Raw genomic sequence first — 24,841 nt, forward strand, 5'->3', positions numbered from 1 at the left:
GCGACCGTGAGCTATCAGATCAGCGTGCTGGACAAGAGCCCGGTAGCCGAGGGCGCTTCGCCGGAGCAGGCGCTGCGCAACAGCCTGCAGCTGGCGCAGCGCGCCGAACAGCTGGGCTATCACCGCTACTGGTTTGCCGAGCACCATGCCGCACCGACGTTGGCCAGCCCTGCACCGGAAGTGCTGGCGGCCTGGGTGCTGGCGCAGACCCGGCGCATCCGCATCGGCAGTGGCGGGGTGATGCTGCGCCACTACGCGCCGTACAAGGTGGCGGAGAACTTCAACCTGCTGGCGGCGCTGGCGCCGGGGCGCGTGGATCTGGGCGTGGGCAAGGCCCCCGGCGGCCTGCCGGCCTCGACTGCCGCGCTGGCAGCCGGGCGTCCGCCGTTCGCTGATTTCGACCAGCAACTGCGCGACCTGGAGGGTTATCTGGCCGGCGCCGAAAGCGAGGCGCTGGCGCGGCCGGTTCCGCAGCAGGCGCCGGAGCGTTTCCTGCTCGGCGCAAGTCCACAGAGCGCAAAGCAGGCGGCCGAACTGGGCTGGCGCTTCGTCTACGCCGCGCACTTCGATGGTGACCCGAAGCACATCGAGGCCGCGTTCGACGCCTATCGCAGCGTCGCCTCGCAGCCACCGCTGCTGGCCACGGTGGCCTTCGCCGCACCGACTGCGGAAGCCGCAGCGCGTCACATCGGTGCGCTGCGCGTCTACAAGCTGCACCTCGGTCCCGGGCAGGCGGTGAACCTGCCCAGCGCCGAGGCAGCTGCCGAGTACGCGCGCCAGGTGGGGGTGGCCGACTTCCGCATTGAGGAAACGCGCCCCAGCGTGCTGTCCGGCGATGCGCAGCACGTGCGCGGCGAACTGGACGCGCTGCACCGGCGCTTCGGCGTGGGCGAGTTCATCCTCGATGCGCCGGTGGCCGACCTCGACGCACGCCTGACATCCCTTGAACTGCTGTCGCCCGCGCCGCGCGCGGCGGTGGCCTGACCTGCAGGAGCGTTTCCCATGAGCACGACCCCGCGCCACATTCCGTTCGGCATCATGCTGCAGGGCCCCGGCAGCCACATGCATGCCTGGAAGCACCCGTCCAACCCGGCCGATGCCAGCGTCAACCTGCAGTTCTACATCGACATCGCGCGCACCGCCGAAGACAACGGCATCGCCTTCGGCTTCGTGGCCGACGGCCTGTACATCAACGAGAAGTCGATCCCGCATTTCCTCAACCGCTTCGAGCCGATCTCGCTGCTGTCGGCGCTGGCCACGGCCACGAAGAAGATCGGCCTGGCCGGTACGCTGTCGACGTCCTACAGCGATCCGTTCACCGTCGCCCGCCAGTTCGCCTCGCTGGATCTGCTCAGCGGCGGCCGCGCCGGCTGGAACGTGGTGACGTCGCCGTTGGAGGGCTCGGGTCGCAATTATGGCCGCCCACATCCCGAGCATGCACTGCGCTACCAGATCGCCGACGAGTACCTGGAGGTGGTGCAGGGGCTGTGGGATTCCTGGGATGACGATGCCTTCGTGCGCGAGCGCGACAGCGGTACGTTCTTCGCGCCGGAAAAGTTCCGCCGCCTCGACCACAAGGGCCGCTTCTTCCAGGTGGAAGGCCCGCTCAACATCCAGCGTTCGCCACAGGGCCAGCCGGTGATCTTCCAGGCCGGTTCGTCCGACGATGGCATCGCGCTGGCCGGCAAGTACGCCGATGCGGTGTTCACCCATTCGCCATCGCTGGAAGAAACCCGCGCGTTCACCCAGAAGGTGAAGAACTCGGCGATCGCGCATGGCCGCAGCGGAAACGACGTGAAGATCTTCCCGGGCATCGGCCCCATCGTCGGCCGTACTGTCGAAGAGGCCGAAGCCAAGTACCAGGCAATCGCCGCACTGGCCACGCTGGAGGATGCACTGGCCTACCTGGGACGCTTCTTCGACCACCACGATTTCAGCCAGTACGATCCGGATGCTCCCTTCCCGGACCTGGGTGAGATCGGCAGCAACTCGTTCCGTTCCGCCACCGACCGCATCAAGCAGGATGCGCGGGAGAAGGGGCTGAGCCTGCGCCAGGTGGCATTGGAAGCCGTGAGCCCACGACCGAACTTCATCGGTACGCCGGAGCGCGTGGCCGATGAGCTGATCCGCTGGTTCGATGCCGGTGCCAGCGACGGCTTCATCCTCGGTTTTGCGGCACAGCGCGAAGGCCTGGACGATTTCGTGACCCAGGTGCTGCCGATCCTGCAGGCGCGCGGCTACCACCAGCGCGAGCTGGAGGGGCAGACCCTGCGCGAACATCTGGGCCTGCCGTACAAGGCCAGCCGTCATTCGACCGATGCCGAGCCGGCGCGGAAGGCGGGGTAGGGCAATGCGCGGAGACACTGCGGTAGCACCGGGCCATGCCCGGCGGGATTCCCAAACGACGGGCGTATTGCCCGAGATCGCGGCACGCGCCGAGGCCACCATCGCGATCCGCCATGACCTGCACCGCCACCCGGAGCTGGCCTTCGAGGAGCACCGCACCAGCGCCCGTGTGGCCGAGTTGCTGCAGCAGTGGGGCTATGAGGTGACCACCGGTCTTGGCGGCACCGGCGTGGTCGGCACGTTGCAGCGTGGGCAGGGCGGCCGTCGGCTGGGGCTGCGTGCGGACATCGATGCCTTGCCGATCCACGAAGACTCGGGGCTGGCCTACGCCAGCCAGACCGACGGCCTGATGCATGCCTGCGGCCATGATGGTCACACCGCCATCCTGTTGTCCGCCGCGCATTACCTGGCCCATCACGGCACTATCGACGGCACCTTGCAGCTGGTGTTCCAGCCAGCCGAGGAAACCGGCTCGGGTGCATCGAAGATGATTGCCGACGGCCTGTTCGAGCGCTTCCCGGTGGATGCGATCTATGGGCTGCACAACTGGCCCGGCGTACCGGTCGGCCACTTCGGCTTCGTCGACGGCCCGGCGATGGCGTCGGTCGACTGGGCGCGGCTGAAGGTGATCGGCAAGGGCGGCCACGGTGCCGAGCCGCAGGGCAGCGTGGACCCGATCCTGGTCGCCGCGCACATCATCACTTCATTGCAGAGTGTGGTGTCGCGCAATGTCGACCCGCGGCAGATGGGCGTGGTCACCGTCGGTTCGATCCACGGTGGGCAGGCCGCCAATGTGATTCCGGACGTGGTCGAGCTGAAGCTGACCGTGCGCGCCTACCTGCCCGAGGTGCGCGACACGCTGCGCCGCCGGGTGACCGGGATTGCCGAGCAGACCGCTGCCGCTTTCGGGGCACGCGCCGAAATCGAGTTCCCGCGTGGCTTCCCCAGCGTGATCAACCACCCGCAGCAGACCGCCTACATCCGCGACGTGGCCGTGCAGGGCTTCGGCCACGAACAGGTGGTGCCGGAGTTCGCGCCGCGCACCGCCAGCGAGGACTTCGCTTTCCTGTTGCAGGCGCGGCCCGGGAGTTTCGTGTTCGTCGGCAACGGCGACAGCGCGCCGTTGCACAGCCCGCGCTATGTGTTCAACGACGCGGCCATCGCACCGGCCGCCAGCCTGTGGGCGCGACTGGCCGAAGACTATCTGGTGAAGGACGTGGCATGAGCAGCAACGAACGCTTCCTCTATACCTCGGTGGATGATCCATTGGCGCGGCCGCTGTTCGATGGCCTGGAGCAGGAGTACGACAGCCGCTACGCCGACGTGCGCCGACGCATCGGCGGCAGCGCCCGCGAGGAGCTGCAACGCTATCCGGCGCAGGCCTTCGCGGCGCCGGTAGGCGCGTTCGTGCTGCTGCTGCGCGATGGTGTGGCGATCTCCGGCGGCGCCTTCATGCCGCACCGCGATCCGGACACCGCCGAATTCAAACGCATCTGGACGCTGCCCGGGCTGCGCAGGCAGGGCATCGCGCGTCGCGTGCTTCAGGAACTGGAAGACCAGGCGGCGCGGCAAGGGTACCGGCGGGTGTTCCTGACCACCGGCTTCCGCCAGCCTGAAGCCGTCGGCCTGTACCTCAGCCACGGCTATACCGCGCTGTTCGACCTGCAGGCCGACCCGGAAACCATCGCGCATCTGCCGTTCGAGAAGCATCTACGTGCGCCGGCGCCAGTGCTTTCGCCGTCGAAGACCGTGTTGCACGGAGCCCACGCATGAGCACGCCTTCGACTGCGCTGGATGGCATTGCCGCACCCCCCGCGCCAGCACCGGCGCTGAAGATCGTGCCGGCCCGGCATCCGCTGCAGGTCTTCGGCACGGTGCTGGCACTGGCGCTGATCCTGATCGGGCTGCAATCCGTGCTGGGCAATCCGCGCTGGGGCTGGGGCACGTTCGCCGAGTGGTTCTTCGCACGGCCTGTACTGGAAGGCCTGGGTCGCACGCTGCTGCTGACCGCGCTCGGTACCGGCCTCGGCTTCGCACTGGGTACCTTGCTGGCGCTGGCCCGCGTGTCCGGCTCGCCGCTGCTGTCGGCGGTGTCGTGGGGCTATGTATGGCTGTTCCGTTCGATCCCGCTGCTGGTGCTGTTGCTGCTGCTGAACAACCTGGGCTACCTGTACAGCACCATCGAACTGGGCGTGCCGTTCACCGGCATCAGCCTGTTCTCGTACCCGACCACGCAGCTGATCGGCGTGTTCACCGCCGCAGTGCTGGGCCTCACCTTGAATCAGGCCGCGTTCTCGGCCGAAGTGATCCGTGGTGGCATCCTCTCGGTCGACCATGGCCAGTACGAGGCGGCAGCGGCACTTGGCCTGCCGCGTGGCCGCCAGGTGCGCCGCATCATCCTGCCGCAGGCGATGCGTTCGATCCTGCCGGCCGCGTTCAACGATGTGATCGGCCTGGCCAAGAGCACCTCGGTGGTCTACGTGCTGGCGCTGCCGGAGCTGTTCTACACCGTGCAGGTGATCTACCGCCGCAACCTGGAAGTGGTGCCGCTGCTGATGGTGGCCACCGTCTGGTACCTGGTGATCCTTACCGTGCTGTCGCTGTTGCAGCGGCGCGTGGAGCAACGCTTCGCGCGCGGCCAGCTGCAGCGCGAGCGCTCGGTGTCGCGGGTGTCATCGCCCCCGCGTGTGCAGGGCGAAGCCGCACCGCGCGTAGCAAGCCGCCCGCGTATCGCCACCCAGGTTGAAGCGGGCGAGGGCGCGGCGGTGTCGCTGCATGGCGTAGGCAAGGTGTTTGGCGACCAGCCGGTGCTGGAAGACGTGAACCTGGACCTGCGCGCCGGCAGCGTGACCGTGCTGATCGGCCCTTCGGGCGCCGGCAAGTCCACGCTGCTGCGGCTGATCAACCACCTGGAACGCGCCGACGGCGGTTACGTGACTGTCGGCGGCCAGCTGATCGGCTACCGCCGCGAGGGCGACACCCTGTACGAGCTGCCCGAGCGCGAGATCCGACGCCGCCGTGCAGAAGTGGGCATGGTGTTCCAGGGCTTCAACCTGTTCCCGCACCTGACCGCGCTGGAGAACATCATCGAGGCACCGATCGCGGTGCGTGGCGTGCCGCGCGCGCAGGCCGAGCAGCAGGCGCGCACGCTGCTGGAACGGGTCGGCCTGGCCGACAAGGCCGATGCCTTCCCGCGCCAGCTGTCCGGTGGCCAGCAGCAGCGCATCGCGATTGCCCGCGCGCTGGCCCTGCAGCCCAAGGTGCTGCTGTTCGACGAACCGACCTCGGCGCTGGACCCGGAGCTGGTAGCCGAGGTGCTGAGCGTGATCGAGGAGCTGGCCCGCTCCGGCACTACGCTGGTGATCGTCACCCATGAGCTGAGCTTCGCCCGCCGCGTAGCCGATCACGTGGTGATGATGGACCAGGGCCGGGTGATCGAGCAGGGCACGCCCGAGGTGCTGTTCGAACGCCCGCGCCAGCAGCGCACCGCCGATTTCCTGGCCAAGACCCTGTAACCGAGAAAGGAACACCATGAGCCCTGCAGCACCGCGTCGTCCCTCACGCAGCACCCTGTTCATCGTGGGCGTGCTGGTCATCGGCATCGCCGGTATCGTCTATTCGCGCGTGCGGCAGGCACCGGATGCCGGCACCGTGGCCGCGACCAGCCTGGCCGGTGCGAACACGGCGGTGTTGAAAGGCACGTTCGATCCAGAGGCGCAGTCATTGATCCCCAAGGGGTATCGCTTCGTCACGCCCGGGTCGTTCACCGTGGCCACCCATCCAGGGCAGCTGCCGCTGGCCGACTACGGGGCCGACAGCAAGGACGTTGTGGGCATCGAGCCCGACATCGCGCGCCTGATCGCCGATGCGCTGGGCCTGAAGCTGGTGATCGTGCCGGTGGCCTGGGCCGACTGGCCGCTGGGTCTGGAATCAGGCAAGTACGATGCGGTGCTGTCGAACGTGACGGTTACCGAAGAGCGCAAGAAGAAGTTCGATTTCTCCAGCTACCGTTTCGACCTGCTGGGCATCTACACGCGCGCAGACGGGCCGATCCAGAAGATCGAGAAGCCGGCCGATGTGGCCGGGCTGAAGGTCGTGGTGGGTGCCAGCACCAACCAGGACCAGATCCTGCGGCAGTGGGACCAGCAGAACATCGCGGCGGGATTGAAACCGGTGGAGTACCAGTACTTCGATGACGCCGTGGTCGGGCGGCTGGCGGTGATCACCGGCCGTGCCGATGTGTCGTTCGAGCCCAACGCCACCGGCGCCTATTCCGCACGCGACGGTAAGGTGCGGCGCGTAGGCCTGTTCCCCGGTGGCTGGCCGAACGCTGCGGCGATCTCGGTGACCACGCGCAAGGGCAGCGGCCTGGCTGATGCAGTGACGCAGGCGCTGAACACCCAGATCGCCAGTGGCACCTACGCGCAGGCGCTGAAACGGTGGAACGTGGCCGAGGAAGCCGTGCCGCAGTCGCAGACCAACCCGCCGGGATTGCCGACGTTGCAATGACACCGGGCGTGGCCCGGCGCGACCTCCGCTTTTGTAGAGCCGAGCCATGCTCGGCTGCTTTACCAACGCGCCTCCAGCGTTCTGAACGGTTTCGCCAGGCGCACGCCCTCGGCGTCGAAGTCGGAAACGCTGCGTCCGTCCACACGCACCGTCTTCGGCATCGTGCGCGCCGGCCACCAGACCTTCACCGCCGTTCCGCCGCGCAGCCCTTTGCCAAGCCCCACCCTCAGCACCCCGTCGCGCTGCCGCGCCTGCATCTGCAATGTGCCATACGCCGTCGGCAGGCGTTCCACCGCCAATCCATCCCCCGCCACCCACGAGGGCGGTGTGCCCGGCAGCAGCGAGAGCGCATCATCGTCTTCGCGCATCAGCATGCCGAACAGGGTGCGGCCGTATTCGGCGCCGATCCAGGTATGTGGCATGTCGCCGAGGTAGCGCGGGAAGCGCAGCCGTGAATGCACTACTTCGGCCAGCACCTGCCATTCAAGCGGGCGCCGGTCATGAAGCAGGCCCTGCAGCAGCTCGTCAGCCACGTCTGGCTGGCCCAGGTGCACATAGCTCAGCACGTTGCGGATCTCGTACGGCGTGTAGGCATACAGCGCACCGGGCTGGCTGCGCTTGCGCACGTCTTCCAGGTAGCGGGCGTAGGTGGTCCGCAACGCATCTGCCGGCAACACGCTCTGCGCGCCGGTCGGGTCCAGGGCGATCGACACGCCCGTGGGGTCACCATCGCCAAGATCGGCCGATGACGGAATGAAGTCGATGCCCTTCCACGCCATCGTTGCGCGGATCGAGGCACGCAATGCGTCGTACAGCGCTTTGTACTGCTCGCGCGCCCAACGGGCGGTTTCGTGGTCGCCCAGCGCCTCGGCCAGCCACGCGCCGTCATGCCACCCCTTCAGGCCCCAGTAGTCATCCCAATAGCTGTGGGTGGGTGATGGATAGCCCTCATGGCTGATCGATGGTGCAAGGATGCCCGCAAAGCGTTCCGGGGCAGGCTGGTCAGCCTTGTAACCGGGCACCAGCGTGCGCTCGCGCAGTTCCTGCAGGAAGTGCAGCGCGGCCTTTACCTTCGGCAGGTAGTCACGCACCGACTCGGGTCCGCCATCCAGCCGTGCAACGTCGGCGACCAGCGCCACGTACTGGCCCTGGCTGTCGTACTCGATGTCCGAACCGAAGCCGGTGTTGACGCTGCCATCGTCATTGAGGATCGGCGAGACCAGGCCGTTGGCATGTACGCCGTGTTCGCTGTACCAGGCCAGGTAGTCGCGCGCGACCTTGGCCCCGCCCATGCGCAGCAGCACGGCCGAGGTGGCCATGCCGTCGCGGATGAAGGAGCGGTTGTAGTTGCGCGGGCCGGGCTGCATCGCCGGGCCGGTCTGGTTGATCAGCATGTAGGCGGCCTGCGCGCGCAGCATGTCCACCAGTGATGGGTCGGGCAGGCGCAGGCCGACCTGGCCCAGCCGTGCCTGCCAGTCCGCGGACGCCTGCGTGGCCAGTGAATCGAACGCCGCATTGGCATCGCGGGGAAGCGTGGCCAGATCCAGCGCAGGCGCTTCGGGCAGCACGCCATTGGCATCCGCGGCGGCGGTGCCCAACGGGAACGCGACCACGATGGCATCGCTGGTTCCCGGCGCCAACGAGACGCGGTAGTCCAACGCAGCCGAGGCAAGACCCTGGTCATCATGCGCCTGTTGCGCGGAAGGCAGTTGGCCGGCAGCGATGTCCGCGGTGATTTCCGTGGCGCCATCCCTGCCGAACGGCGCCGCGCCGGACGCAGCCACTGGCGTGAGCGACTGCAGCAGCGTGCGGCCATTGATGCGCACGGATTGCCTGTCGATGGCCACATCGCGGATCGGCGACAGCCCGCCGTTCTGCCATGGCGGGTTCATCTGCATCGGGCGCACGACCAGGCTGAGCGTGCCGTCGATCCGGGTTTTTCCGGTGTTGTGCAGGCGATGACGCAGGAACGTTACCGGCTGTCCGTTGCGCTCGATGGCGAATACCTCGCTGCGCAACTCCAGCCCGGGCTGCGGTGACCACGTAGCGGAGGGCATCGGCTTCCAGCCATCCCGCAGCGCGTGCTGTATCGGCTGTCCTGCCGCGCCAGCGGCGCGGCCGTCAGCACTTCGCCAGATCGGCTGCACCAGTGGCGCGCCCTTGAAGGCTTCCAGATTGCCGTATTCGTCGAAGATCGACTTCTGCCGGCCCGCATGCACGCCCACTGCGGTCCAATAGGTCTGCTGCATCTGCAGCGACGCCGGGAACAACGCGCGCTGCGCGCCGCTGGCAGCGATCTGGTAGCGCTTCATCGGCGTCATCACGGCTTTCGGGCCGAGCAGGCGCAGGCGCGCGATCTGCGGTGCAGCGCCGTCCACGCTCAGGCGGAATGTACGTAAGGGTTGTGCTGCAGTGGCGGCCAGCCAGCTTTGTCGATGATTGGCCGCTTGTGCATCGTGTGCGAGGTCCTGCCAACGGCCCTGTGCATCCTGCACCTGCAGTCGCGCGGCGCCGCGCGCGCCATCGGCCAGTCGACGACCAGGCCAGCCGTTGATTGGGCCCGCGGCAGCGTGATCTCGAACGTATGGGATCCATTTGCCCCGGCCGGCATCGCGACGGTGCCGCCGCCTTGCCAGAGCACCGCTGCCTGCGTTGCATCGATACCGCTGATGCGTGCGCTGAGCGTGCTGTCCAGTGGCTCCATCTCGAAGATCGACACGCCCCAATCGGAGGTGCGCTGCGGGCTGGCCAGCCGCAGGTAGCGTGCCTGCCGCGGCGCGAAGTACAGCGTTTCCACGTCGCCTAGCGAATCGGCCATCGTGTACGCGGTCTGCCACTGCCTGCCATCCAGTGAGGTCTGCAGCGAATAGCCTTCCGGGTTGGAGACATCCCAGGTGAGGCGCGCGCCGGCCAGCAGGGTGGGCGCGCCCAGATCGATCTGGAACCAGTGGCCGGGGCTGAAGGCGCCGCCGGTCACGGTCTTCGGGTCGCCGTCGATCAGGTGGCCGATCGCCATCGCCGGTACCTGCTGCGAGGAACTGCTGGCCTGCCATTGGCTGCGCGGGGGGAGGGTCTGTGCCTGTGCGCTGGAGGCCAGGGCGGCCAACAGCAGGGCGGCGGCAGATCGCCATGGGATAGCTGAGCGGGAGACCTTGGAGCGTTCGGCGCGCAACGTCATTACGGACTGCCTCGCAGGTTCGACCGGAATCGGGCGAGCGCTACGCTAGCAAGGGATGTAATCGGTTACATGACGCACTGCAGCGCCGCAGGCCGCTTCCGTGGTTGACGCAGCCGAGCATGGCTCGGCTCTACATGGCTTCCGGCAGGTCAAACGGCATCCCCCGCTAAAGCTCCACCGTCTCCCACCATCGCGTACCCGCCTGCGGCGCCTGCATGTCCAGTGCTTCGCCCATCATCGGCGTGGCCACCGGCACATTCTTTGCGGCGGCCAATGCAGTGATGCGCTCGAACGGCTGCTGCCATGCGTGCAGGGCCAGGTCGAAGGTGCCGTTATGGATCGGCAGCAGCCACTTGCCGCGCAGGTCCAGGTGCGCCTGCAGGGTCTGTTCCGGCTGCATGTGCACGAACGCCCAGCGCGGATCGTAGGCGCCGGTCTCGATCATGGTCAGGTCGAACGGTCCGTACTTCTCGCCGATGGCCTTGAAGCCATCGAAGTAGCCGGTGTCGCCGCTGAAGAAGATGCGGAAGTCGCCGTCCTGGATCACCCATGACGCCCACAGGCTGCGGTCGCTGTCACCCAGCCCGCGGCCGGAGAAGTGCTGGCCCGGGGTCGCGGTCAAGCGCAGGCCACTGGCTTCAGTCGACTGCCACCAGTCCAGCTGTTCCACCTTGCTGGCGTCCACACCCCATGCAATCAGCTGGTCGCCGACGCCGAGCGGTGCGATGAAGCGCGCGGTCTTGCCGGCCAGCTGCATTACCGCGGCACGGTCGAGATGGTCATAGTGGTTGTGCGAGAGGATCACGCCGGCGATGGGCGGCAGTTCGTCGATGCTGATCGGCGGTGCGTGGAAGCGCGCCGGCCCCATCCACTGCACCGGTGAGGCGCGCTCGGAGAACACCGGGTCGGTCAGCCAGTACTGGCCACGCAGCTTCAGCAGGATCGTGGAGTGCCCAAGCCGGAACAGGCTGCGATCCGGCGCAGCATCCAGGGAGGCGCGATCCAGCGGCTTCACCGGAATCGGGTGGGCGGGCACGGTCCCCTTGGGCTTGTTGAACAGGAACGTCCACCAGATCTCCGCACCGTCGCGCAGGCCCATCGCCGGACGGGGCAGGGCATTGCGGAACTTGCCGTCGCGGTACTGCGGCGAATCGGGGAAGTCGGGGAGGGACCAGGACTTGCAGAAGGTGTAGGCGGTCACGGCGAGGATTCCAAGCAGGAGGACAAGGAGCAGGCGCTTCATGGGGGACGTCCGCTGGGTACACTGCACAGTGTAGTTTCACATTTTTCAAAAGTACACTACTGGGTGTAAAATGGTGGCGTCCGTTCAGCTATCCGGTTTCCGCCATGCCCCGTGCCCCACAACGCCTGACCGACCGCAAACGCGAGGCCATCGTGCGCGCGGCGGTGGAGGAGTTCCGTGCATCGGGCTACGAGGCGACCAGCATGGACCGCATCGCCGAGGTGGCCGGGGTCTCCAAGCGCACCGTCTACAACCACTTCCCGAGCAAGGAAGCGCTGTTTTCTATGATCCTTGAGGAGCTGTGGGAACGCAGCGTGGCCAGCGACGCACTGCCGTATCGCGCGGACCAGCCGTTGCAGGCGCAGCTGCTGCAGTTGCTGGGCCAGAAGCTGGAACTGCTCAGCGATGCCAACTTCATCGACCTGGCACGGGTGGCGATGGCCGAGGTCATCCACTCACCGGAGCGGGCGCAGGCCATCGTCTGCCGCATGGGCGAGAAGGAAAGTGGCGAGAGTGCGTGGATCCGCGCAGCGATCGCCGATGGCCGGTTGCGAGAGGTTGATCCGGAATTCGCCGGCCACCAGCTGCATGGGCTGGTGAAGAGCTTCGCGTTCTGGCCGCAGGTGACGATGGGGCAGCCACCATTGACCGCGCAGGAACGCGCACGCGTCGCCGAATCGGCGGTGGCCATGTTCCTGGGTTTCTACGCGGTCTAGCTGGCGGCGAAGCGACGGAACTCGTCGGCCGGCAGTGCGGCCGAGTACAGATAGCCCTGGCCGACATCCACGCCCAGCGCGCGCAGGTGCTGTTCCTGCGCCAGGGTTTCGGTCCCCTCGGCCACCACGATCGCGCCGCAGCGGTGCGCGACTTCGACGATGAAGCGAACGATCAACTGCGACTTGGCGTCGGACAGCGTGGCGATCAACGCCTGCTCGATCTTGACCTCGGCGATGGCCAGCTGCGAAAGCAGGATCAGGGTCGAATAGCCCGCGCCGAAATCATCCAGCGACAGGGTGACTCCGGCCGCCAGCAGCTGTGCGATGTTGGCATCGACCAGGTCACGCTCGACGATCTCGGTCCACTCGACGATTTCCAGCCGCAGCATCGCGCCGGGGATGTCGTGCAGCTGCAGCAGTTCCTGCAGGCGCAGGCCGAAGTCGGGCAGGCGCAGGGATTCGGCTGACACATTGACTGCGATGGTCAGCGCCGCGCCGTCCTGCCGGCAGTGCTGCAGGAAGTGCACCGCCGACTGCAGCGTGGCCCATTCCAGGTCTGCCAGCCGGCCCTGCCGGCGCAGCAGCGAGATCACCCGCATCGGTGCAATCGGCCGGCCTTCGCCATCGCGCATGCGCAGCAGCGCTTCGGCGCCGACCAGCTGGCGGTCCTGCAGGCGATGCTTGGGCTGGTAGCACAGCGGTGCGTCGCCCTGCTGCAGCCAGCGTTCGAGGGCGGCTTCGATCAGGGCGTCGATCTCGCCGTCGCGCTGGATCGGGTCGTCGAAGAACACGACGCCGGATTCGATCGCGCTCAGTGCCACGGTGATCGCGCGGAACGGAAGATGTCCTTCGTCGGCATCAACGGGGGGCTTCAATTCAACCACCGCACAGCGGAACAGCGGCCGGAAGCCAGGCCAATCGCGGCCGACCCGATCGGCCAGGTTGCTGGCCAGCTCGGTGATCTGCGGTTGTATGCGCAGTTCGGACAAGGTCATGCCGCGCACCAGGATCGCCAGCGCGGCATCACCGAACTGGTAGACCTCCACGTCGTCCACCGCCAGCGATGGCAGCAACCGGTGGACGTCGGCCGGTGTATCGCGCTGCCACAGGCCGTTGTCCTGCAATGGCCCGTAGCGCAGGCGCAGATCGCGCAGGTTGCCCATCTCGGTCACGATCAGGCAGGCCTTGCCGATGCCGTCGTTGTCGCGCCAGTACCGCTGCAGGCGTTCACCGAGCGCACGCATGTTGGGCAGGCCGCTGATCGGATCGATGCGCAGCCACGCCTGTTCGCGCTGGCGCTGCGCATCGATCTGGGCATCGTTGTAGACCAGTGCGAACACTGCGCCGAGTACCAGCAGCGAGACCGGCAGTGCCAGCACACGCTGGATCGCCAGTTCGGCCACCGGTAGTTGATCGGCCCCAATGATCGCCACACCCAGCGCCAGGCCCAGGGCGGTCATCCCGATACGGACGGACCACGCCTGCAGGATCATGCGTGGTGAGAGTTCGTTGAGCATGCGCGGGTGCAGGCGCCTGCGCAGCCAGACGCCGGCCACCATCTGCAACACGGCCTCGAGGCTGGCAGGCAGGAAGAACTGGGTGCCGACGAACTGGTAGCGGGCGAGCAGGGCGGCGGCCAGGCAGGCCAAGCCGCCGCGCCAGCCACCGAGCAGGCCACTGACCAGCAGGATGTCGAAGCCGAGGTGCAGCTTGACCACACCCTGGGTGTAACGGGCCACGAACCAGGAGTTGAACAGGTAGATCAGGCCCAGCGCTATGCCGACATACAGGCGCCGTCCTTCAATGGCGTGCCCGGCGCGACGGGTGGCGATCAGCAGCACGCCGATCATGCCGATCACCGCCGTGGCCTGCAGCAGGTACAGCGGCAGGCTGGGCAGGGCGCTGTCCAGGACCTGGACCGAGACCCGTGAAAGCGCATCCATAGCAGGTTCCCGCCTGTGACCGACGGCCAGTGACGAGCAGGGTAAACCACAGGCGCCTGTGCGGCCACCAAGGGCCAGGCCAAGGTCCCTGCGGTCAGTAGCGCGGGTCGGCGATGGCGGGCAGCACCAGTTCGCGCACGAAGGAGGACGGTGACAGCTGCAGCAGGGTGCGTACCATCGCCACGACATCATGGACCGGCACCAGTTCGCCGTCGCCGCGCGCTGCGGCGTCCGCTACCGGCACTGACAGTGCATCGTCGGTGTTGAGGTAGCCCAGCTGCAGGCTGGTTACCGCCAGGCGCCGATCCCGGAAGCCTTCGCGCAGCGCATCGGCGATGCCGTTGAGCGCGAACTTGGATGCGCCGAACGCCACTTCCGGGCGGCCGCTGCGCGGCAGCGCCGAGGTCGAGCCGGTCAGCACCAGCTGTGGACGTGCTGCGCCCAGTACCCTCGGCAGCAGGCGCCGCAGCAGCACCAGGGTGGCGGTGATGTTGACGTCGACCAGCTGGGCAAGCGCGGCATCGCTTTCGTCGAGGAAGGCGTACTCGTCGCTGAAGGCCGTCTCTTCCCAGATGCCCAGGTTGTGGATGAGCACATCCAGATCGGCCGGCGCCTGCGCTGCGATGTGATTGGCAGCAAGTGTGGGCTGGGACAGATCCGCTTCGATCCACTGCAGGGTGACGCCCTCGGGGCATTCAAGGTCGTGCGGGCGGCTGCGCGAAACGCCGATGACGGTGTCGCCCGCACTGCACAGGCCTTCGACGAACGCTCGACCGAGGCCCCTGCTGGCGCCGATGACCATCAATTTCATGTGGCTTCCTTGTTGTGCTGCGGCGGCCTCAGTCGGCCGCCAGAATGGTGTCCCAATCGGCGAACGCGCGCAGGCCGCTGCGTCCGGCGGTGATGATCGAGGCGGTGTTGTCGAGCTGGCAACGGTATTGCGGCTGCAGCCCGGACGCCCGCGCGGACACGGCCATGGCGTGTACCAGCTGTCGCGCGTGACCGCGACCGCGGGCCTCGGGCAGGGTCAGTACGCCCATATCGGCGAAGGCTGGATCCAGGCTCCAGGGGTACATGCTTCCCGCAGCGACCAGGCGCTCGCCGTCGAAGGCACCGAACACCTGCCAGTGATCCAGCTCGACCCATGCGGCATCGAGATCGTCCTCGCTGGCGGTGGCCTGGAACGCGTTGAACGCTGCCGCGTCGGTCGCGCCGAGGCGGCGGATATGTGGTGGGGCAGGGTGTTCGGCGAGGGCGGCGAGTGTTGCGGTGGGGAAGTAGAAGACACGATCCGCGCCGTGCGTATGCTGGCCGAGCTGCTGCAAGCGCTGTTGCAGCTGCGCCAGTGTCCAGTGCGGTTGCGCACGCAGTTGCAGGCGAGCGGCCAGGGCAGGACGCAACAGCGCTCGGGCGGGGCCCGCGACCGGCTGTAACAGCATGCCGTCCTCACCCTCATCGACATCATCGCTGCACGCCAGGTGCAGCTGCGGCCCCTGCTGCAACGTGCGCTGGCCGGCGAACACGCGTTGCCAGGCAGCATCGATCAACGGGGAAATCGCATCATCCATGACAAACGGTTCGCTCAGTGTCGGGGCAGTTCAACCTGCAGGCCTGCGGCCTTCCATTCGGGATAGCCGGCGGCCAGTCGCTGCGCGCTGAGGCCGGCTTCGCGCAGCATCATCACTGCATCGTTGGACAGCACGCAGTAGGGCCCGCGGCAGTACGCGACAATGTGGACGGCGCGCGGCAGTTCGTCCATCCGCGCGTGCAGTTCCGTAGCGGGAATGTTCAGCGCGCCGGGCAGGTGCCCCAGATCGAATTCCTCGCGCGGCCGCACGTCCAGCAGTACCACGCTGTCGCGTTGCTCCAGCAGCTGCTCGACGGTCAGCCCTTCCAGTGCATCGCGGCGCTGCAGGCTGTCGGTGAGGACGCCCTGCATTTCGCTGCGCTGGTGGTCGGCATAGTCGCGCAGCGCGGCCAGCAGGTTGGCCAGTGGGCCGTCAGCGCTGCGGTAGAGGATGCGCTTGCCGTCACGGCGGGTCTGCACCAGGCCGGCACGACGCAGCTGCTGCAGGTGCTGGGAGGTATTGGCCACCGACAGGCCGCTCAGTTCGGCCAGGCGCTCGACCGCACGCTCGCCCTGGGCGATGTGCTCCAGCAGGGCCAGGCGGTGCGGGTGGCCCAGGGTGCGGGCGATCTCGGCCAGCGCTTCCAGCGGGGACGGTGGCAGCTCGGTTGCAGCGTTCATGCCGGGCACGCTAGCATCGCTCTATCATTCAAGCAAATAATTGAAGGTGGGCGGAATGAGTGGCTGGGCGACGACATTGGTGATCGATGCGGTAGTGATCGGCGTGGGCGCGACCGCGCTGATGGATCTGTGGGCGTTGCTGCAGTGCAGGCTGCTCGGCATTCCGTCGCTGGATTTTGCGATGGTCGGCCGCTGGCTCGGCCACCTGCGGCGTGGGCGCTTCCGCCATGAGGGCATTGGTCGTTCGCTGCCGGTGGCCGGCGAGCGCGCGCTGGGGTGGACCGCGCATTACGTGATCGGTGTGGTCTTCGCCGCGGTGTTGCTGGCCGTGGTCGGGAACGGTTGGGTGCAGGCACCGACCCTGTGGCCGGCGCTGGCCTTCGGCATTCTCAGCGTTGCCGCGCCGTTCTTCATCCTGCAGCCGGGCATGGGCGCCGGCATTGCCGCTTCGAAGACCCCGGCGCCTGGCAAGGCGCGGCTGCGCAGCCTGGTGGCACACAGCGTGTTCGGCGCAGGCATGTACCTTTCCGCGCTGCTGTTGGCCGGGGTCCGTGCAGGATGAGCGAGAATCCGTGGGTCACCGGCAGCAGGAGCATCCCGCCATGGAAGCACCCGATCCCTTCACTGATGGCATGCCGCTGCCGTGGGCGTGGCGGGAAACATTGGCCGATGCGCGCATCGAGCGACAGTCGATCGGCGTATCGCGCGCAGACGTCGCCCGTGTGCATCGCCCGGGACAGGCTGATGCCTTCCTGAAATCGGAAGTGATCGACGCCTTCAGTGAGCTGGGCGATGAAATTGCCCGCCTGCGTTGGCTGCAGGGCCAGGGGCAGCCGGCGCCTGCAGTGATTGCCACTGCCGAAGAAGCGGGCCGGCGCTGGTTGCTGATGAGCGCGCTGCCCGGCCGCGACCTGGCCTCGTCGCCTGAGCTTCCGCCCCAGCGCCTGGTGGAACTGCTGTCCGATGCGCTGCGGGGCCTGCATGCCATACCGGTGGCAGCCTGTCCGTTCGACCAGCGGCTGGCCTCGCGCCTGCAGGCCGCGCAGGCACGGGTCGAGGCGGGCCTGGTCGACGCCGATGACTTCGATGACGAGCGCCTGGGGCAGAGCGCACAGCAGGTGTTCGCCGAACTGCGCGCTACCCGGCCCAATCACGAGGATCTGGTGGTCAGCCACGGCGACGCCTGCCTGCCGAACCTGCTGGCAGCCGAAGCCCGTTTCAGCGGTTTCATCGACTGTGGCCGGCTGGGTGTGGCCGATCGCTACCAGGATCTGGCGCTCGCCGCGCGCAGCCTGGTCCACAACTTCGGCGACACGCGCTGGGTCGCGCCGCTGTTCCGGCGCTATGGCGTTGTGCCCGACGAACGGCGGCTGGCGTTCTACCGTCTTCTCGACGAGTTCTTCTGAAACCGCACAGGGCAGCGTAGGGCAGGGCTGAACGGCGCCCTGCCAGCGGATGCGCGCGCCCTTAAAAATGGACGAACGTTCGTTCACTATTTGTGGCATGAACCGAACCGACCGCAACGGGCAACGCATCGCGCAGATCCTGCAGGCCGCCCTGCAGTGTTTCCTCGTGAAGGGCTTCCACCAGACCAGCATGCGTGACATCGCGCAGGCGGCCGGCGTCAGCCTCGGCAATCTCTACAACCACTTCCCGGGCAAGGAGGCGATCATCCTTGCGGTGGCCGTGGCCGAAGGCGAGGAACTGGCACCGTTGCTGCAGCGACTGGCCGCGTCCGATGGCGAGCGCGCACGGGTGCTGGTTTTCCTTCAGGACTTCCACGCACTGTGCCGGCAACCGGAGTGGGCAACGCTCGCCGTCGAAGTGCTGGCCGAGAGCGCACGCAATCCGGCCGTGGCCGAGGCATTTGCGGCCAATCGCAGGCAATTGCAGGCGACGCTGGCCGAAGCCCTGCAGCAGGTGGCACGGCGCGAACGTCGGCGCCCCGTGCTGGCCCCGGCACTGCAGGCACAGGTGCTGCTGGATGCCATCGAAAGCGATGCCCTGCGCCGAGGGCTGGGCGAAGCCGGGGGCACCGATGAGGCATCGCTGGATCTCGGCCTGCTTGCGCTGCTGCTGGGCGCACGCGCATGAGCGCCGTCGACCGGCGACTGCACGGCGTTGATCTGGCGCGTTACCTGGCCTTGGCCGGCATGGTGCTGGTCAACTTCCGCCTGGCGATGGCCGTGCCGGCAGAGGGCGCCGGATGGTTGGCAGGCGTCTTCCACTTTCTGGAAGGCAAGGCTTCGGCGACGTTCGTTACGCTGGCCGGGTTGGGCCTGGTACTGGGCACGCATCGGCAGGGTTGGTGGCCGGCCAGTGTGCAGACCTGGCGGCGCGCACTGTTCCTGCTGGTGCTGGGCCTGCTCAACCTGACGCTGTTCCCGGCCGATATCCTGCATTACTACGCGGTGTATTTCGCGCTGGCCGTGCTGTGGCTGCGGGCCTCGCCGCGGGTGTTGCTGGCCAGCATCGTGGGGATCGCGGCCTGTTCGTTCTGGGCGTTGCTGCACTGGGACTACAGCCAGGGATGGAACTGGCAGACGCTGGAATACGCCGGTCTGTGGCAATGGCCGGGCGCGGCCCGCAACCTGCTGTTCAATGGGTTCCATCCGCTGCTGCCGTGGCTGTGCTTCTTCCTGCTGGGCATGCTGCTGGCGCGGCTGCAACTGTCGCAACCGCGGGTCCAGCGCGCGCTGCTGGTGCTGGGCCTGATGCTGATCGTGGCTGGACATGGCGTGCAGCAGCTTGCGCAGGGAACGCCCTGGCAGGCGTGGCTGGGAACGCAGCCGATGCCACCGGGACCGGCCTACGTACTCACAGGCGCGGGCGCGGCCTGCAGTGTCATTGCCGCCTGCCTGTGGCTGACGCGTGTACGACCGGGTGACTGGCTGGAACCGTTCACCGCGGCCGGGCGCATGACCCTGACCCTGTACGTCGGCCATATCCTGCTGGGCATGGGCACGCTGGAAGGCCTGGGCCTGCTTGATGGCAGCGCGTCGCTCGCGTCGGTGCTGCTGTGGGCATTGTTGTTCCTGATGCTGGCCACGGGCGCAGCGTGGCTGTGGTCCTGGCGGTTCGCGCGGGGCCCATTGGAAGCGGTGATGCGACGCGTCGCCGGCTAGCACTTTGGTCGCGCAGGCACGATGTTGTGACGGACATGTCTGTGTCGCGGCCCGCGCATCTGCGATAGTGGCGGCAGGTAATACTCTCCGCTTGCATCCATGTCATTCGCTTCGGCGCAGCATCTCGGCGAAGTCCTTCAGCAGTCCTATGGCATCACCGCCAATGCCGTGGTGCCACGCCCGGTTGGCGCCGATGCCAACGCCAGTGTGTATCGCATCGATGCACGGCGCGGGCAATGGTGGTTGAAGTGCCGCAGTTACCAGGTTGCCCCTGCCGTCTGGGACACCCTGCATTGGCTGCGCGGCACGCTGGGCATCGAGGAAATCGTCGCGCCCTGGCCGGCCCTGACCGGTGGAGCGTCAGTGCAGCGCTGGGGCCTGCAGTTCACCCTGTTCCCGTATGTGGAAGGCCAGTCCGGCTTCGAGGCGGCGTTGAGCCGCACGCAGTGGCAACGATTGGGCGAGGTGCTGCGGCGCCTGCACGAGGCGTGCCCGCCACCGGCGCTGCAGAAGGCGCTGCCGAGCCTGCGGATGGAAACCGCGGCGCTTGATACGGTCGGGCAATGGCTGGCCGGCGAGGGCCTGGCGGCCGCCAGGGATGGGCTGGGCCGGGCCTTCGTATCCGTCTGGGACCAGCAGCATGCGCGCATCGCGGCGCTGCATGCGCAGGCACTGCAGCTGCACGCGGCGTTGCAGGATGTCCCGGTGCGGCTGCACCTGTGCCACACCGACCTGCATGCCGGCAATCTGCTGATGGGCAATGACGGCAGCCTGCACCTGATCGATTGGGATGGCCTGTCGCTGGCCCCGCGCGAGCGCGACCTGATGTTCATCGGTGGCGCGGTCGGTGGGCGCTGGGGGCGCGAGAACCCGTTGGGATTCGAGGAAGGCTATGGCAGTGACCGCGGCGATCCACGCTGGACCGCCTGGTACCGGCACTGGCGCATCCTGCAGGACCTGATCGAGTTCCAGCAGGTCCTGCTGGGCAGCGATGGAGAGGACCGTTCGCCGCAGCTGCGCCGGCAGTCGCTGCATTTCCTCAGCGAACAGTTCGCACCGGGCAATGTATTCGACGCGGCAGAGCGGGTGTATCGCGCGCTGTAGATCCACGCCATGCGTGGATGGCATTTCCACGATGAACCCTCACGCTGCGCGATGAGTCGAGCATGGCTCGGCTCTACAGGGGGCCGCGGTGTCTGCGCGGGGTGTGGATCTACTCTGCGGGCTTGGCCGCTGCAGAGGCCGCCGCGCTTGCAGCGCGGCGTGACAGCACGGCTTCGCGGTGGGCGATGTAGGCGTTGGCGGCGAGGATGATGCCGGCACCGATGATCGTCCAGCGGTCTACCGTTTCGTTGAACAGCAGCCAGCCGAACAGCGTTACCAGTGGCAGCTGCAGGAAGCTGATCGGGGTCAGGGCAGAGACCTCGCCCAGCCGTAGCGCGCGGGTCCACAACAGCTGGCCGACGGTGCCGAGCACGCCGGTGGCCAGCAGCCACAGCCAGGCCGACCCGGTCGGCCAGACCCAGACGAACAGCGCCGGCACCAGCGACAGCGGCACCCAGAACACGTAGGTATAGAGCACCACGGTATCGGCACTGTCGACGCGGGTCAGCTGCTTGATCTGGATCGCCACCAGCGAGCTGAGTACCGCCGCACCCACCGCGACCAGGCTGCCGGCGGTGAAGCCGGCGGTGCCGGGACGCACGATCACCAGCACGCCGATGAAGCCGACCACGACCGCGGCCCAGCGGCGCACGCGCACGGTTTCACCCAGCCACAGCACGGCGGCAATCGTGACGAACAGCGGCGTGGAGTACGACAGCGACACCGCCTGCGCCAACGGCAGGTGGCCCAGTGCCCAGAACGCGCACAGCATCGAGCCCAGGCCAATCGCACTACGCACGAAATAGCGCGGCAGCTGCTGCGTCTTCAGCGGCGCACGGCCCGGCCGCAGCAGCATCGGCAGCAGCGCCAGCAGGCCGAAGGCATTGCGGAAGAACGCCACTTCCTGGGTAGGCACGTAGCGCGTGGCATAGCGGATCGCCACCGCCATCAGGCCGAACGCCATCGTGCTGCCGAGCATCAGCAGCGCCGCCCGCATCGGGGTGGCGCTGGGGGAAAGGGTGGGGCTGTTCACCACTGTGCGCCGAGCAGGCGGGGCTCCGGTTCGATCGGCACGCCGAACTTCTCCAGCACCGAGGCCGAGATGCGGCGCGCCAGCGCCAGCAGTTCAGCGCCGCTGGCATTGCCGTGGTTGACCAGCACCAGCGCGTGGCTGGGAGCCACGCCGGCATCGCCGTCGCGGAAGCCCTTCCAGCCGCAGGATTCGATCATCCAGGCCGCCGAGACCTTGCGCTTGTCGTCCTGCTCGGCCGGGAACACCGGCAGGTCGGGGAAATGCTGCAGCAGCACGTCGACCTGCTCCAGCGGCAGCACCGGGTTCTTGAAGAAGCTGCCGGCATTGCCGAGTACCTCCGGGTCGGGCAGCTTGCGGCGGCGGATCGCGATCACCGCATTGGCCACGTCCACCGCGCCCGGCAGCACCACGCCCTGCGCCTGCAGCTCTTCGCGGATGCCGGCGTAGTCCATGCGCAGATCGTGCAGCAGTGGCAGTTTCAGTTCGATGGCGGTGATCAGGTAGCGATCGGGCTGTTGCTTGAACACGCTGTCGCGGTAGGCGAAACCACACTGTTCGTTATCCAGGCGCACCCAGGCCTGTTCCTGGCAGTCCCAGGCTTCGACCGCCTGGATGAACTCGCCGACCTGCGCGCCATAGGCGCCGATGTTCTGGATCGGTGCGGCACCGGCGGTGCCGGGAATCAGCGCCAGGTTTTCCAGGCCGGACAGGCCTTCCTGCAGCGACCACATCACCAGGCCATGCCAGGGCACGCCGGCGCCGGCGCGGATCACGGCATGGTCGGCGCGGTGTTCAAGGAAACTGATGTCGCGGTTGCCGAACACCAGCACGGTACCGGGCAGGTCCTCGGCGATCAGGACGTTGCTGCCGGCACCCAGCACCAGCAGTGGGCCGTTGGCCACCTCGGGCAGTGCCAGCACCTCCGGCAGCAGCGCGGCATCGTGCAGTTCCAGCAGCTGTTCCGCATTGGCCTGCACGTGGAAGGTGTTCAGTCCCTGCAGCGGCGCATTTTGGGTGAGCGTCCAGCGCAGCGGGGCGTTGCCGTCGATGGTGTCCATGGGCGCGCTCACAGTGGGGCCACCGCGCCGCGGCTGGGCGCTTCGCGGCGGCGACGGATCGCCTCCACGCATTCGGAAACCAGCGCCGGTCCACGGAAGATCAGGCCGCTGTAGCACTGCACCAGCGCGGCACCGGCCGCCATCTTGGCCACGGCATCGGCACCGGACAGGATGCCGCCGACGCCGACCAAGGGCACCGACTCGGGCAGGCGCGAGCGCAGGCGGCGCAGCACCAGCGTGGACTGCTCCAGCACCGGCGCACCGGACAGGCCACCGGCCTCGTTGGCCAGCGGATCGCCGGCCACCTTGCTGTGGTCGATGGTGGTGTTGGTGGCGATCACTCCGTCCACCTGCAGCTCGCCCAGCACGCGGGCGGCGGCATCGATGTCGCGCTCGCTGAGGTCCGGCGCCACCTTCACCAGCATCGGTACGCGGCGGCCGTGGCGGGCCGCGAGCTCTTCCTGGCGGTCACGCAGCTGGCTGACCAGCTGGCGCAGCGCGGTTTCTTCCTGCAGTTCACGCAGGCCGGCGGTGTTGGGCGAGGAAATGTTGACAGTGATGTAGTCGGCCAGCGCGTACACCTTGTCCAGGCAGGCGATGTAATCGTCCACGGCCTGTTCGTTGGGGGTGTCCTTGTTCTTGCCGATGTTGATGCCGAGCAGGCCGCGGCGGTTGCGCGCGCGCTCGACGTTGCGCACCAGCGCGTCCACGCCCGCATTGTTGAAGCCCATGCGGTTGATGATCGCGTTGTGTTCCGGCAGGCGGAACAGGCGCGGCTGCGGATTGCCGGCCTGCGGGCGCGGGGTGATCGTGCCGATTTCGACGAAGCCGAAGCCGAGCGCGAACAGCGCATCGATGTGCTCCCCGTTCTTGTCCAGGCCGGCGGCCAGGCCGACCGGGTTGGGGAACGTCAGCCCGAACACCGTGCTGGGCATCGGCGCGATGCGTGCGGCCAGCAGCGGCGTGGTGCCGGTGCGATAGGCCAGGTCCAGTGCGGACAGGCCAAGGCCGTGGGCGCGCTCGGCGTCGAGCGAGAACAGGAAGGGGCGGGCAAGCGAATACATGCGTCGGTTCAGTCCAGCGTGCCGAGGAAGGCTCGGGTTCGATATTCAAAAGCGACCTGGCCGTCGACCGCGTGGGCGGCGAACAGGTGCTGCAGAGCGTCGATCATCGGTGCGTGGCGCGGATGACCGGATTGAGGGGCGTAGGAGGAGGACAGCAGGCGCCCGCGCAGGGCGTCGAAGTCCAGGTGCTGCACGTTCGGCAGCTCCACCCTGCCGCGCAGGCCAGCGCCGAACCAGGCCTGCATGGTGGCGTCGTCCTGGTAGCGCTCGGCCACGGCGGTGTAGTCGGTGCCGTAGTCCAGCAGCAGCTGTTCGTAGCCGACCAGGAACGGGGTGGCATCGAGGAGGCGAGAATTCCAGTAGATGAGGGCCTGGCCGCCGGGGCGCAGGATGCGCTGCCACTCGGCGCGTACCGCCACGGTGTCGAACCAATGGAAGGCCTGCGCGACGCTGACCAGATCGATGCTGGCATCGTCCAGTGCGGTGGCCTCGGCGCGGCCGTCCACCGCACGGAACTGCGGGTACTGCGGTGCCAGCCATTCTTTGGCCGCGCCCCGCATGGCCGCATTGGGTTCAACCGCGACAACAGGATGGCCGCTGGCCAGGAACAGGCGGCTGGAAATGCCGGTACCGGCGCCGATGTCAGCCACACGCGCCTGCTGGCTGACACCCATCGGGCCATGCAGCCACTCCAGCAGCGCGGGTGGGTAGTCGGGCCGGTAGCGGACGTAGTCGGCGACGCGGCTGCTGAAGCGTTCAGTGCTGTCGGAGGCGGTCATGGCGTCAGTTCGACACCGCCGCCAGCCACGCCAGGCCGCCGAAGAACAGGATGAAGACCACGATGGCGGCAAGTGCCGCGCCGACCATGACCCAGCCCAGCACCAGGCCGGTGACGGCCAGGCCATCGCCTTCCAGTTCGTGCGGGCGGCGGCGGATTTCGGCGCGGGCCATGTGGCCGGTGATGATGGCGACGATGCTGGCCACGAAGGGCAGGACGGTCCAGCTGGCGATGCCCATGACCAGGCTGACCACGGCCAGGGCGCTTGTCTGTCGGGGTGCCACGCTCATCGGGGTCCTCCTTGGCAGTGTGCACATGATAGTGCCTCTGCCCCGGCAATCCCATGCCCGGCGGATGCGATGGCAGGCGTCGACCCTGGCCGACGAATGGGATTTCGGCCCTGGTAGGCGTCGACCTTGGTCGACGAAAGGGATTTCGGCCTTGGCAGGCGTCGAGCTTGGTCGACGAAGGGATTTCGGCCCTGGTAGGCGTCGAC

General features: G+C 67.7%; 22 protein-coding genes and 1 pseudogene. 12 read left to right on the top strand and 11 right to left on the bottom strand.

Annotation, left to right across the window (positions count from 1 at the left end; all coding sequences use genetic code 11):
- Positions 1-6 precede the first annotated feature (6 nt).
- Genes VG561_RS12920 through VG561_RS12945 form a run of 6 tightly spaced genes read left to right on the top strand, consistent with a single transcriptional unit; the run spans position 7 to position 6,855 of the window.
- Positions 7-984 carry an MsnO8 family LLM class oxidoreductase gene (locus tag VG561_RS12920; RefSeq protein WP_164232885.1) on the top strand — a complete coding sequence of 326 codons (978 nt, stop codon included), beginning with the start codon at positions 7-9 and terminating at the stop codon, positions 982-984.
- 18 nt (positions 985-1,002) lie between these two features.
- On the top strand, positions 1,003-2,346 hold the full coding sequence (locus VG561_RS12925; protein WP_423179651.1) for an LLM class flavin-dependent oxidoreductase: 1,344 nt from the start codon (positions 1,003-1,005) through the stop codon (positions 2,344-2,346).
- Between the two features lie 4 nt (positions 2,347-2,350).
- The gene (locus VG561_RS12930) at positions 2,351-3,571 is read left to right on the top strand and encodes a M20 aminoacylase family protein (protein ID WP_423179652.1); all 1,221 of its coding nucleotides are present in this window, start codon (positions 2,351-2,353) and stop codon (positions 3,569-3,571) included.
- The gene (locus VG561_RS12935; protein WP_423179653.1) at positions 3,568-4,119 is read left to right on the top strand and encodes a GNAT family N-acetyltransferase; all 552 of its coding nucleotides are present in this window, start codon (positions 3,568-3,570) and stop codon (positions 4,117-4,119) included. The genes VG561_RS12930 and VG561_RS12935 overlap by 4 nt, the downstream gene beginning before the upstream one ends.
- Entirely contained in the window at positions 4,116-5,861 is a 1,746-nt protein-coding gene (locus tag VG561_RS12940; protein WP_288496650.1) for an amino acid ABC transporter permease/ATP-binding protein, read from the top strand. The genes VG561_RS12935 and VG561_RS12940 overlap by 4 nt, the downstream gene beginning before the upstream one ends.
- A gap of 16 nt (positions 5,862-5,877) precedes the next feature.
- Positions 5,878-6,855 carry an ABC transporter substrate-binding protein gene (locus VG561_RS12945; protein WP_423179654.1) on the top strand — a complete coding sequence of 326 codons (978 nt, stop codon included), beginning with the start codon at positions 5,878-5,880 and terminating at the stop codon, positions 6,853-6,855.
- A 59-nt stretch (positions 6,856-6,914) separates the two neighbouring features.
- Here VG561_RS12945 and VG561_RS12950 read toward each other — a convergent pair.
- Both VG561_RS12950 and VG561_RS12955 read right to left on the bottom strand, forming a co-directional pair.
- Positions 6,915-10,033 (bottom strand): annotated as a pseudogene (locus VG561_RS12950) (discoidin domain-containing protein).
- Between the two features lie 166 nt (positions 10,034-10,199).
- Positions 10,200-11,276 carry an MBL fold metallo-hydrolase gene (locus VG561_RS12955; protein WP_180835522.1) on the bottom strand — a complete coding sequence of 359 codons (1,077 nt, stop codon included), beginning with the start codon at positions 11,274-11,276 and terminating at the stop codon, positions 10,200-10,202.
- Between the two features lie 104 nt (positions 11,277-11,380).
- Between VG561_RS12955 and VG561_RS12960 the strand changes: the two genes are divergently transcribed.
- Positions 11,381-11,992, top strand: a complete 612-nt coding sequence (locus tag VG561_RS12960; RefSeq protein ID WP_014646907.1) for a TetR/AcrR family transcriptional regulator — start codon at positions 11,381-11,383, stop codon at positions 11,990-11,992.
- On the opposite strand, the gene VG561_RS12965 is transcribed toward VG561_RS12960, so the two are convergent.
- The 4 genes from VG561_RS12965 to VG561_RS12980 all read right to left on the bottom strand — a co-directional run bounded on the left by VG561_RS12965 (position 11,989) and on the right by VG561_RS12980 (position 16,183).
- Positions 11,989-13,935: an EAL domain-containing protein gene (locus VG561_RS12965; protein ID WP_423179655.1), complete on the bottom strand. Its 1,947-nt coding sequence runs from the start codon at positions 13,933-13,935 to the stop codon at positions 11,989-11,991. The genes VG561_RS12960 and VG561_RS12965 overlap by 4 nt on opposite strands.
- A gap of 94 nt (positions 13,936-14,029) precedes the next feature.
- On the bottom strand, positions 14,030-14,746 hold the full coding sequence (locus VG561_RS12970) for an SDR family NAD(P)-dependent oxidoreductase (protein ID WP_197620950.1): 717 nt from the start codon (positions 14,744-14,746) through the stop codon (positions 14,030-14,032).
- 28 nt (positions 14,747-14,774) lie between these two features.
- Entirely contained in the window at positions 14,775-15,503 is a 729-nt protein-coding gene (locus VG561_RS12975; RefSeq protein WP_046430294.1) for a GNAT family N-acetyltransferase, read from the bottom strand.
- Positions 15,504-15,517: 14 nt separating this feature from the next.
- Positions 15,518-16,183: an ArsR/SmtB family transcription factor gene (locus tag VG561_RS12980; protein WP_032959997.1), complete on the bottom strand. Its 666-nt coding sequence runs from the start codon at positions 16,181-16,183 to the stop codon at positions 15,518-15,520.
- Positions 16,184-16,238: 55 nt separating this feature from the next.
- On the opposite strand from VG561_RS12980, the gene VG561_RS12985 reads away from it, so the two are divergent.
- The 5 genes from VG561_RS12985 to VG561_RS13005 all read left to right on the top strand — a co-directional run bounded on the left by VG561_RS12985 (position 16,239) and on the right by VG561_RS13005 (position 20,412).
- Entirely contained in the window at positions 16,239-16,745 is a 507-nt protein-coding gene (locus tag VG561_RS12985; RefSeq protein WP_053494450.1) for a DUF2938 domain-containing protein, read from the top strand.
- Between the two features lie 40 nt (positions 16,746-16,785).
- Positions 16,786-17,589: an APH(3')-II family aminoglycoside O-phosphotransferase gene (locus VG561_RS12990; protein ID WP_053494449.1), complete on the top strand. Its 804-nt coding sequence runs from the start codon at positions 16,786-16,788 to the stop codon at positions 17,587-17,589.
- 97 nt (positions 17,590-17,686) lie between these two features.
- Complete coding sequence (locus VG561_RS12995; RefSeq protein ID WP_049440788.1) at positions 17,687-18,277, top strand: TetR/AcrR family transcriptional regulator; 591 nt, start codon at positions 17,687-17,689, stop codon at positions 18,275-18,277.
- Entirely contained in the window at positions 18,274-19,308 is a 1,035-nt protein-coding gene (locus tag VG561_RS13000; RefSeq protein WP_046430305.1) for a DUF418 domain-containing protein, read from the top strand. The genes VG561_RS12995 and VG561_RS13000 overlap by 4 nt, the downstream gene beginning before the upstream one ends.
- 99 nt (positions 19,309-19,407) lie before the next feature.
- A complete protein-coding gene (locus VG561_RS13005) occupies positions 19,408-20,412 on the top strand; it encodes a phosphotransferase (RefSeq protein ID WP_423179656.1) in 1,005 nt (334 codons plus the stop codon).
- Positions 20,413-20,521: 109 nt separating this feature from the next.
- On the opposite strand, the gene VG561_RS13010 is transcribed toward VG561_RS13005, so the two are convergent.
- From VG561_RS13010 to VG561_RS13030, 5 genes are read right to left on the bottom strand one after another with little or no spacing between them, the layout of a single operon-like run.
- On the bottom strand, positions 20,522-21,409 hold the full coding sequence (locus VG561_RS13010; protein ID WP_053494447.1) for a DMT family transporter: 888 nt from the start codon (positions 21,407-21,409) through the stop codon (positions 20,522-20,524).
- Between the two features lie 32 nt (positions 21,410-21,441).
- Positions 21,442-22,503, bottom strand: coding sequence for a UDP-N-acetylmuramate dehydrogenase (murB, locus tag VG561_RS13015; protein WP_014646918.1), 1,062 nt, complete (start codon positions 22,501-22,503; stop codon positions 21,442-21,444).
- An 8-nt stretch (positions 22,504-22,511) separates the two neighbouring features.
- A complete protein-coding gene (locus VG561_RS13020) occupies positions 22,512-23,567 on the bottom strand; it encodes a quinone-dependent dihydroorotate dehydrogenase (RefSeq protein WP_032962331.1) in 1,056 nt (351 codons plus the stop codon).
- A gap of 8 nt (positions 23,568-23,575) precedes the next feature.
- Positions 23,576-24,346 carry a class I SAM-dependent methyltransferase gene (locus VG561_RS13025; protein ID WP_423179657.1) on the bottom strand — a complete coding sequence of 257 codons (771 nt, stop codon included), beginning with the start codon at positions 24,344-24,346 and terminating at the stop codon, positions 23,576-23,578.
- A gap of 4 nt (positions 24,347-24,350) precedes the next feature.
- On the bottom strand, positions 24,351-24,635 hold the full coding sequence (locus VG561_RS13030; protein ID WP_014646921.1) for a DUF4190 domain-containing protein: 285 nt from the start codon (positions 24,633-24,635) through the stop codon (positions 24,351-24,353).
- Positions 24,636-24,841 lie beyond the last annotated feature (206 nt).

The organism is Stenotrophomonas sp. CASM110 (assembly GCF_049384345.1).
Classification (GTDB): domain Bacteria; phylum Pseudomonadota; class Gammaproteobacteria; order Xanthomonadales; family Xanthomonadaceae; genus Stenotrophomonas; species Stenotrophomonas muris.

Excerpts from the sequence above, each read along its gene's own strand:
- VG561_RS12925 (WP_423179651.1), top strand. The coding sequence starts at position 1,003 with ATGAGCACGACCCCGCGCCACATTCCGTTCGGCATCATGCTGCAGGGC.
- VG561_RS12930 (WP_423179652.1), top strand. The coding sequence starts at position 2,351 with ATGCGCGGAGACACTGCGGTAGCACCGGGCCATGCCCGGCGGGATTCC.
- VG561_RS12935 (WP_423179653.1), top strand. The coding sequence starts at position 3,568 with ATGAGCAGCAACGAACGCTTCCTCTATACCTCGGTGGATGATCCATTG.
- VG561_RS12940 (WP_288496650.1), top strand. The coding sequence starts at position 4,116 with ATGAGCACGCCTTCGACTGCGCTGGATGGCATTGCCGCACCCCCCGCG.
- VG561_RS12945 (WP_423179654.1), top strand. The coding sequence starts at position 5,878 with ATGAGCCCTGCAGCACCGCGTCGTCCCTCACGCAGCACCCTGTTCATC.
- VG561_RS12955 (WP_180835522.1), bottom strand. The coding sequence starts at position 11,276 with ATGAAGCGCCTGCTCCTTGTCCTCCTGCTTGGAATCCTCGCCGTGACC.
- VG561_RS12960 (WP_014646907.1), top strand. The coding sequence starts at position 11,381 with ATGCCCCGTGCCCCACAACGCCTGACCGACCGCAAACGCGAGGCCATC.
- VG561_RS12965 (WP_423179655.1), bottom strand. The coding sequence starts at position 13,935 with ATGGATGCGCTTTCACGGGTCTCGGTCCAGGTCCTGGACAGCGCCCTG.
- VG561_RS12970 (WP_197620950.1), bottom strand. The coding sequence starts at position 14,746 with ATGAAATTGATGGTCATCGGCGCCAGCAGGGGCCTCGGTCGAGCGTTC.
- VG561_RS12975 (WP_046430294.1), bottom strand. The coding sequence starts at position 15,503 with ATGGATGATGCGATTTCCCCGTTGATCGATGCTGCCTGGCAACGCGTG.
- VG561_RS12980 (WP_032959997.1), bottom strand. The coding sequence starts at position 16,183 with ATGAACGCTGCAACCGAGCTGCCACCGTCCCCGCTGGAAGCGCTGGCC.
- VG561_RS12985 (WP_053494450.1), top strand. The coding sequence starts at position 16,239 with ATGAGTGGCTGGGCGACGACATTGGTGATCGATGCGGTAGTGATCGGC.
- VG561_RS12990 (WP_053494449.1), top strand. The coding sequence starts at position 16,786 with ATGGAAGCACCCGATCCCTTCACTGATGGCATGCCGCTGCCGTGGGCG.
- VG561_RS12995 (WP_049440788.1), top strand. The coding sequence starts at position 17,687 with ATGAACCGAACCGACCGCAACGGGCAACGCATCGCGCAGATCCTGCAG.
- VG561_RS13000 (WP_046430305.1), top strand. The coding sequence starts at position 18,274 with ATGAGCGCCGTCGACCGGCGACTGCACGGCGTTGATCTGGCGCGTTAC.
- VG561_RS13005 (WP_423179656.1), top strand. The coding sequence starts at position 19,408 with ATGTCATTCGCTTCGGCGCAGCATCTCGGCGAAGTCCTTCAGCAGTCC.
- VG561_RS13010 (WP_053494447.1), bottom strand. The coding sequence starts at position 21,409 with ATGCGGGCGGCGCTGCTGATGCTCGGCAGCACGATGGCGTTCGGCCTG.
- murB (WP_014646918.1), bottom strand. The coding sequence starts at position 22,503 with ATGGACACCATCGACGGCAACGCCCCGCTGCGCTGGACGCTCACCCAA.
- VG561_RS13020 (WP_032962331.1), bottom strand. The coding sequence starts at position 23,567 with ATGTATTCGCTTGCCCGCCCCTTCCTGTTCTCGCTCGACGCCGAGCGC.
- VG561_RS13025 (WP_423179657.1), bottom strand. The coding sequence starts at position 24,346 with ATGACCGCCTCCGACAGCACTGAACGCTTCAGCAGCCGCGTCGCCGAC.
- VG561_RS13030 (WP_014646921.1), bottom strand. The coding sequence starts at position 24,635 with ATGAGCGTGGCACCCCGACAGACAAGCGCCCTGGCCGTGGTCAGCCTG.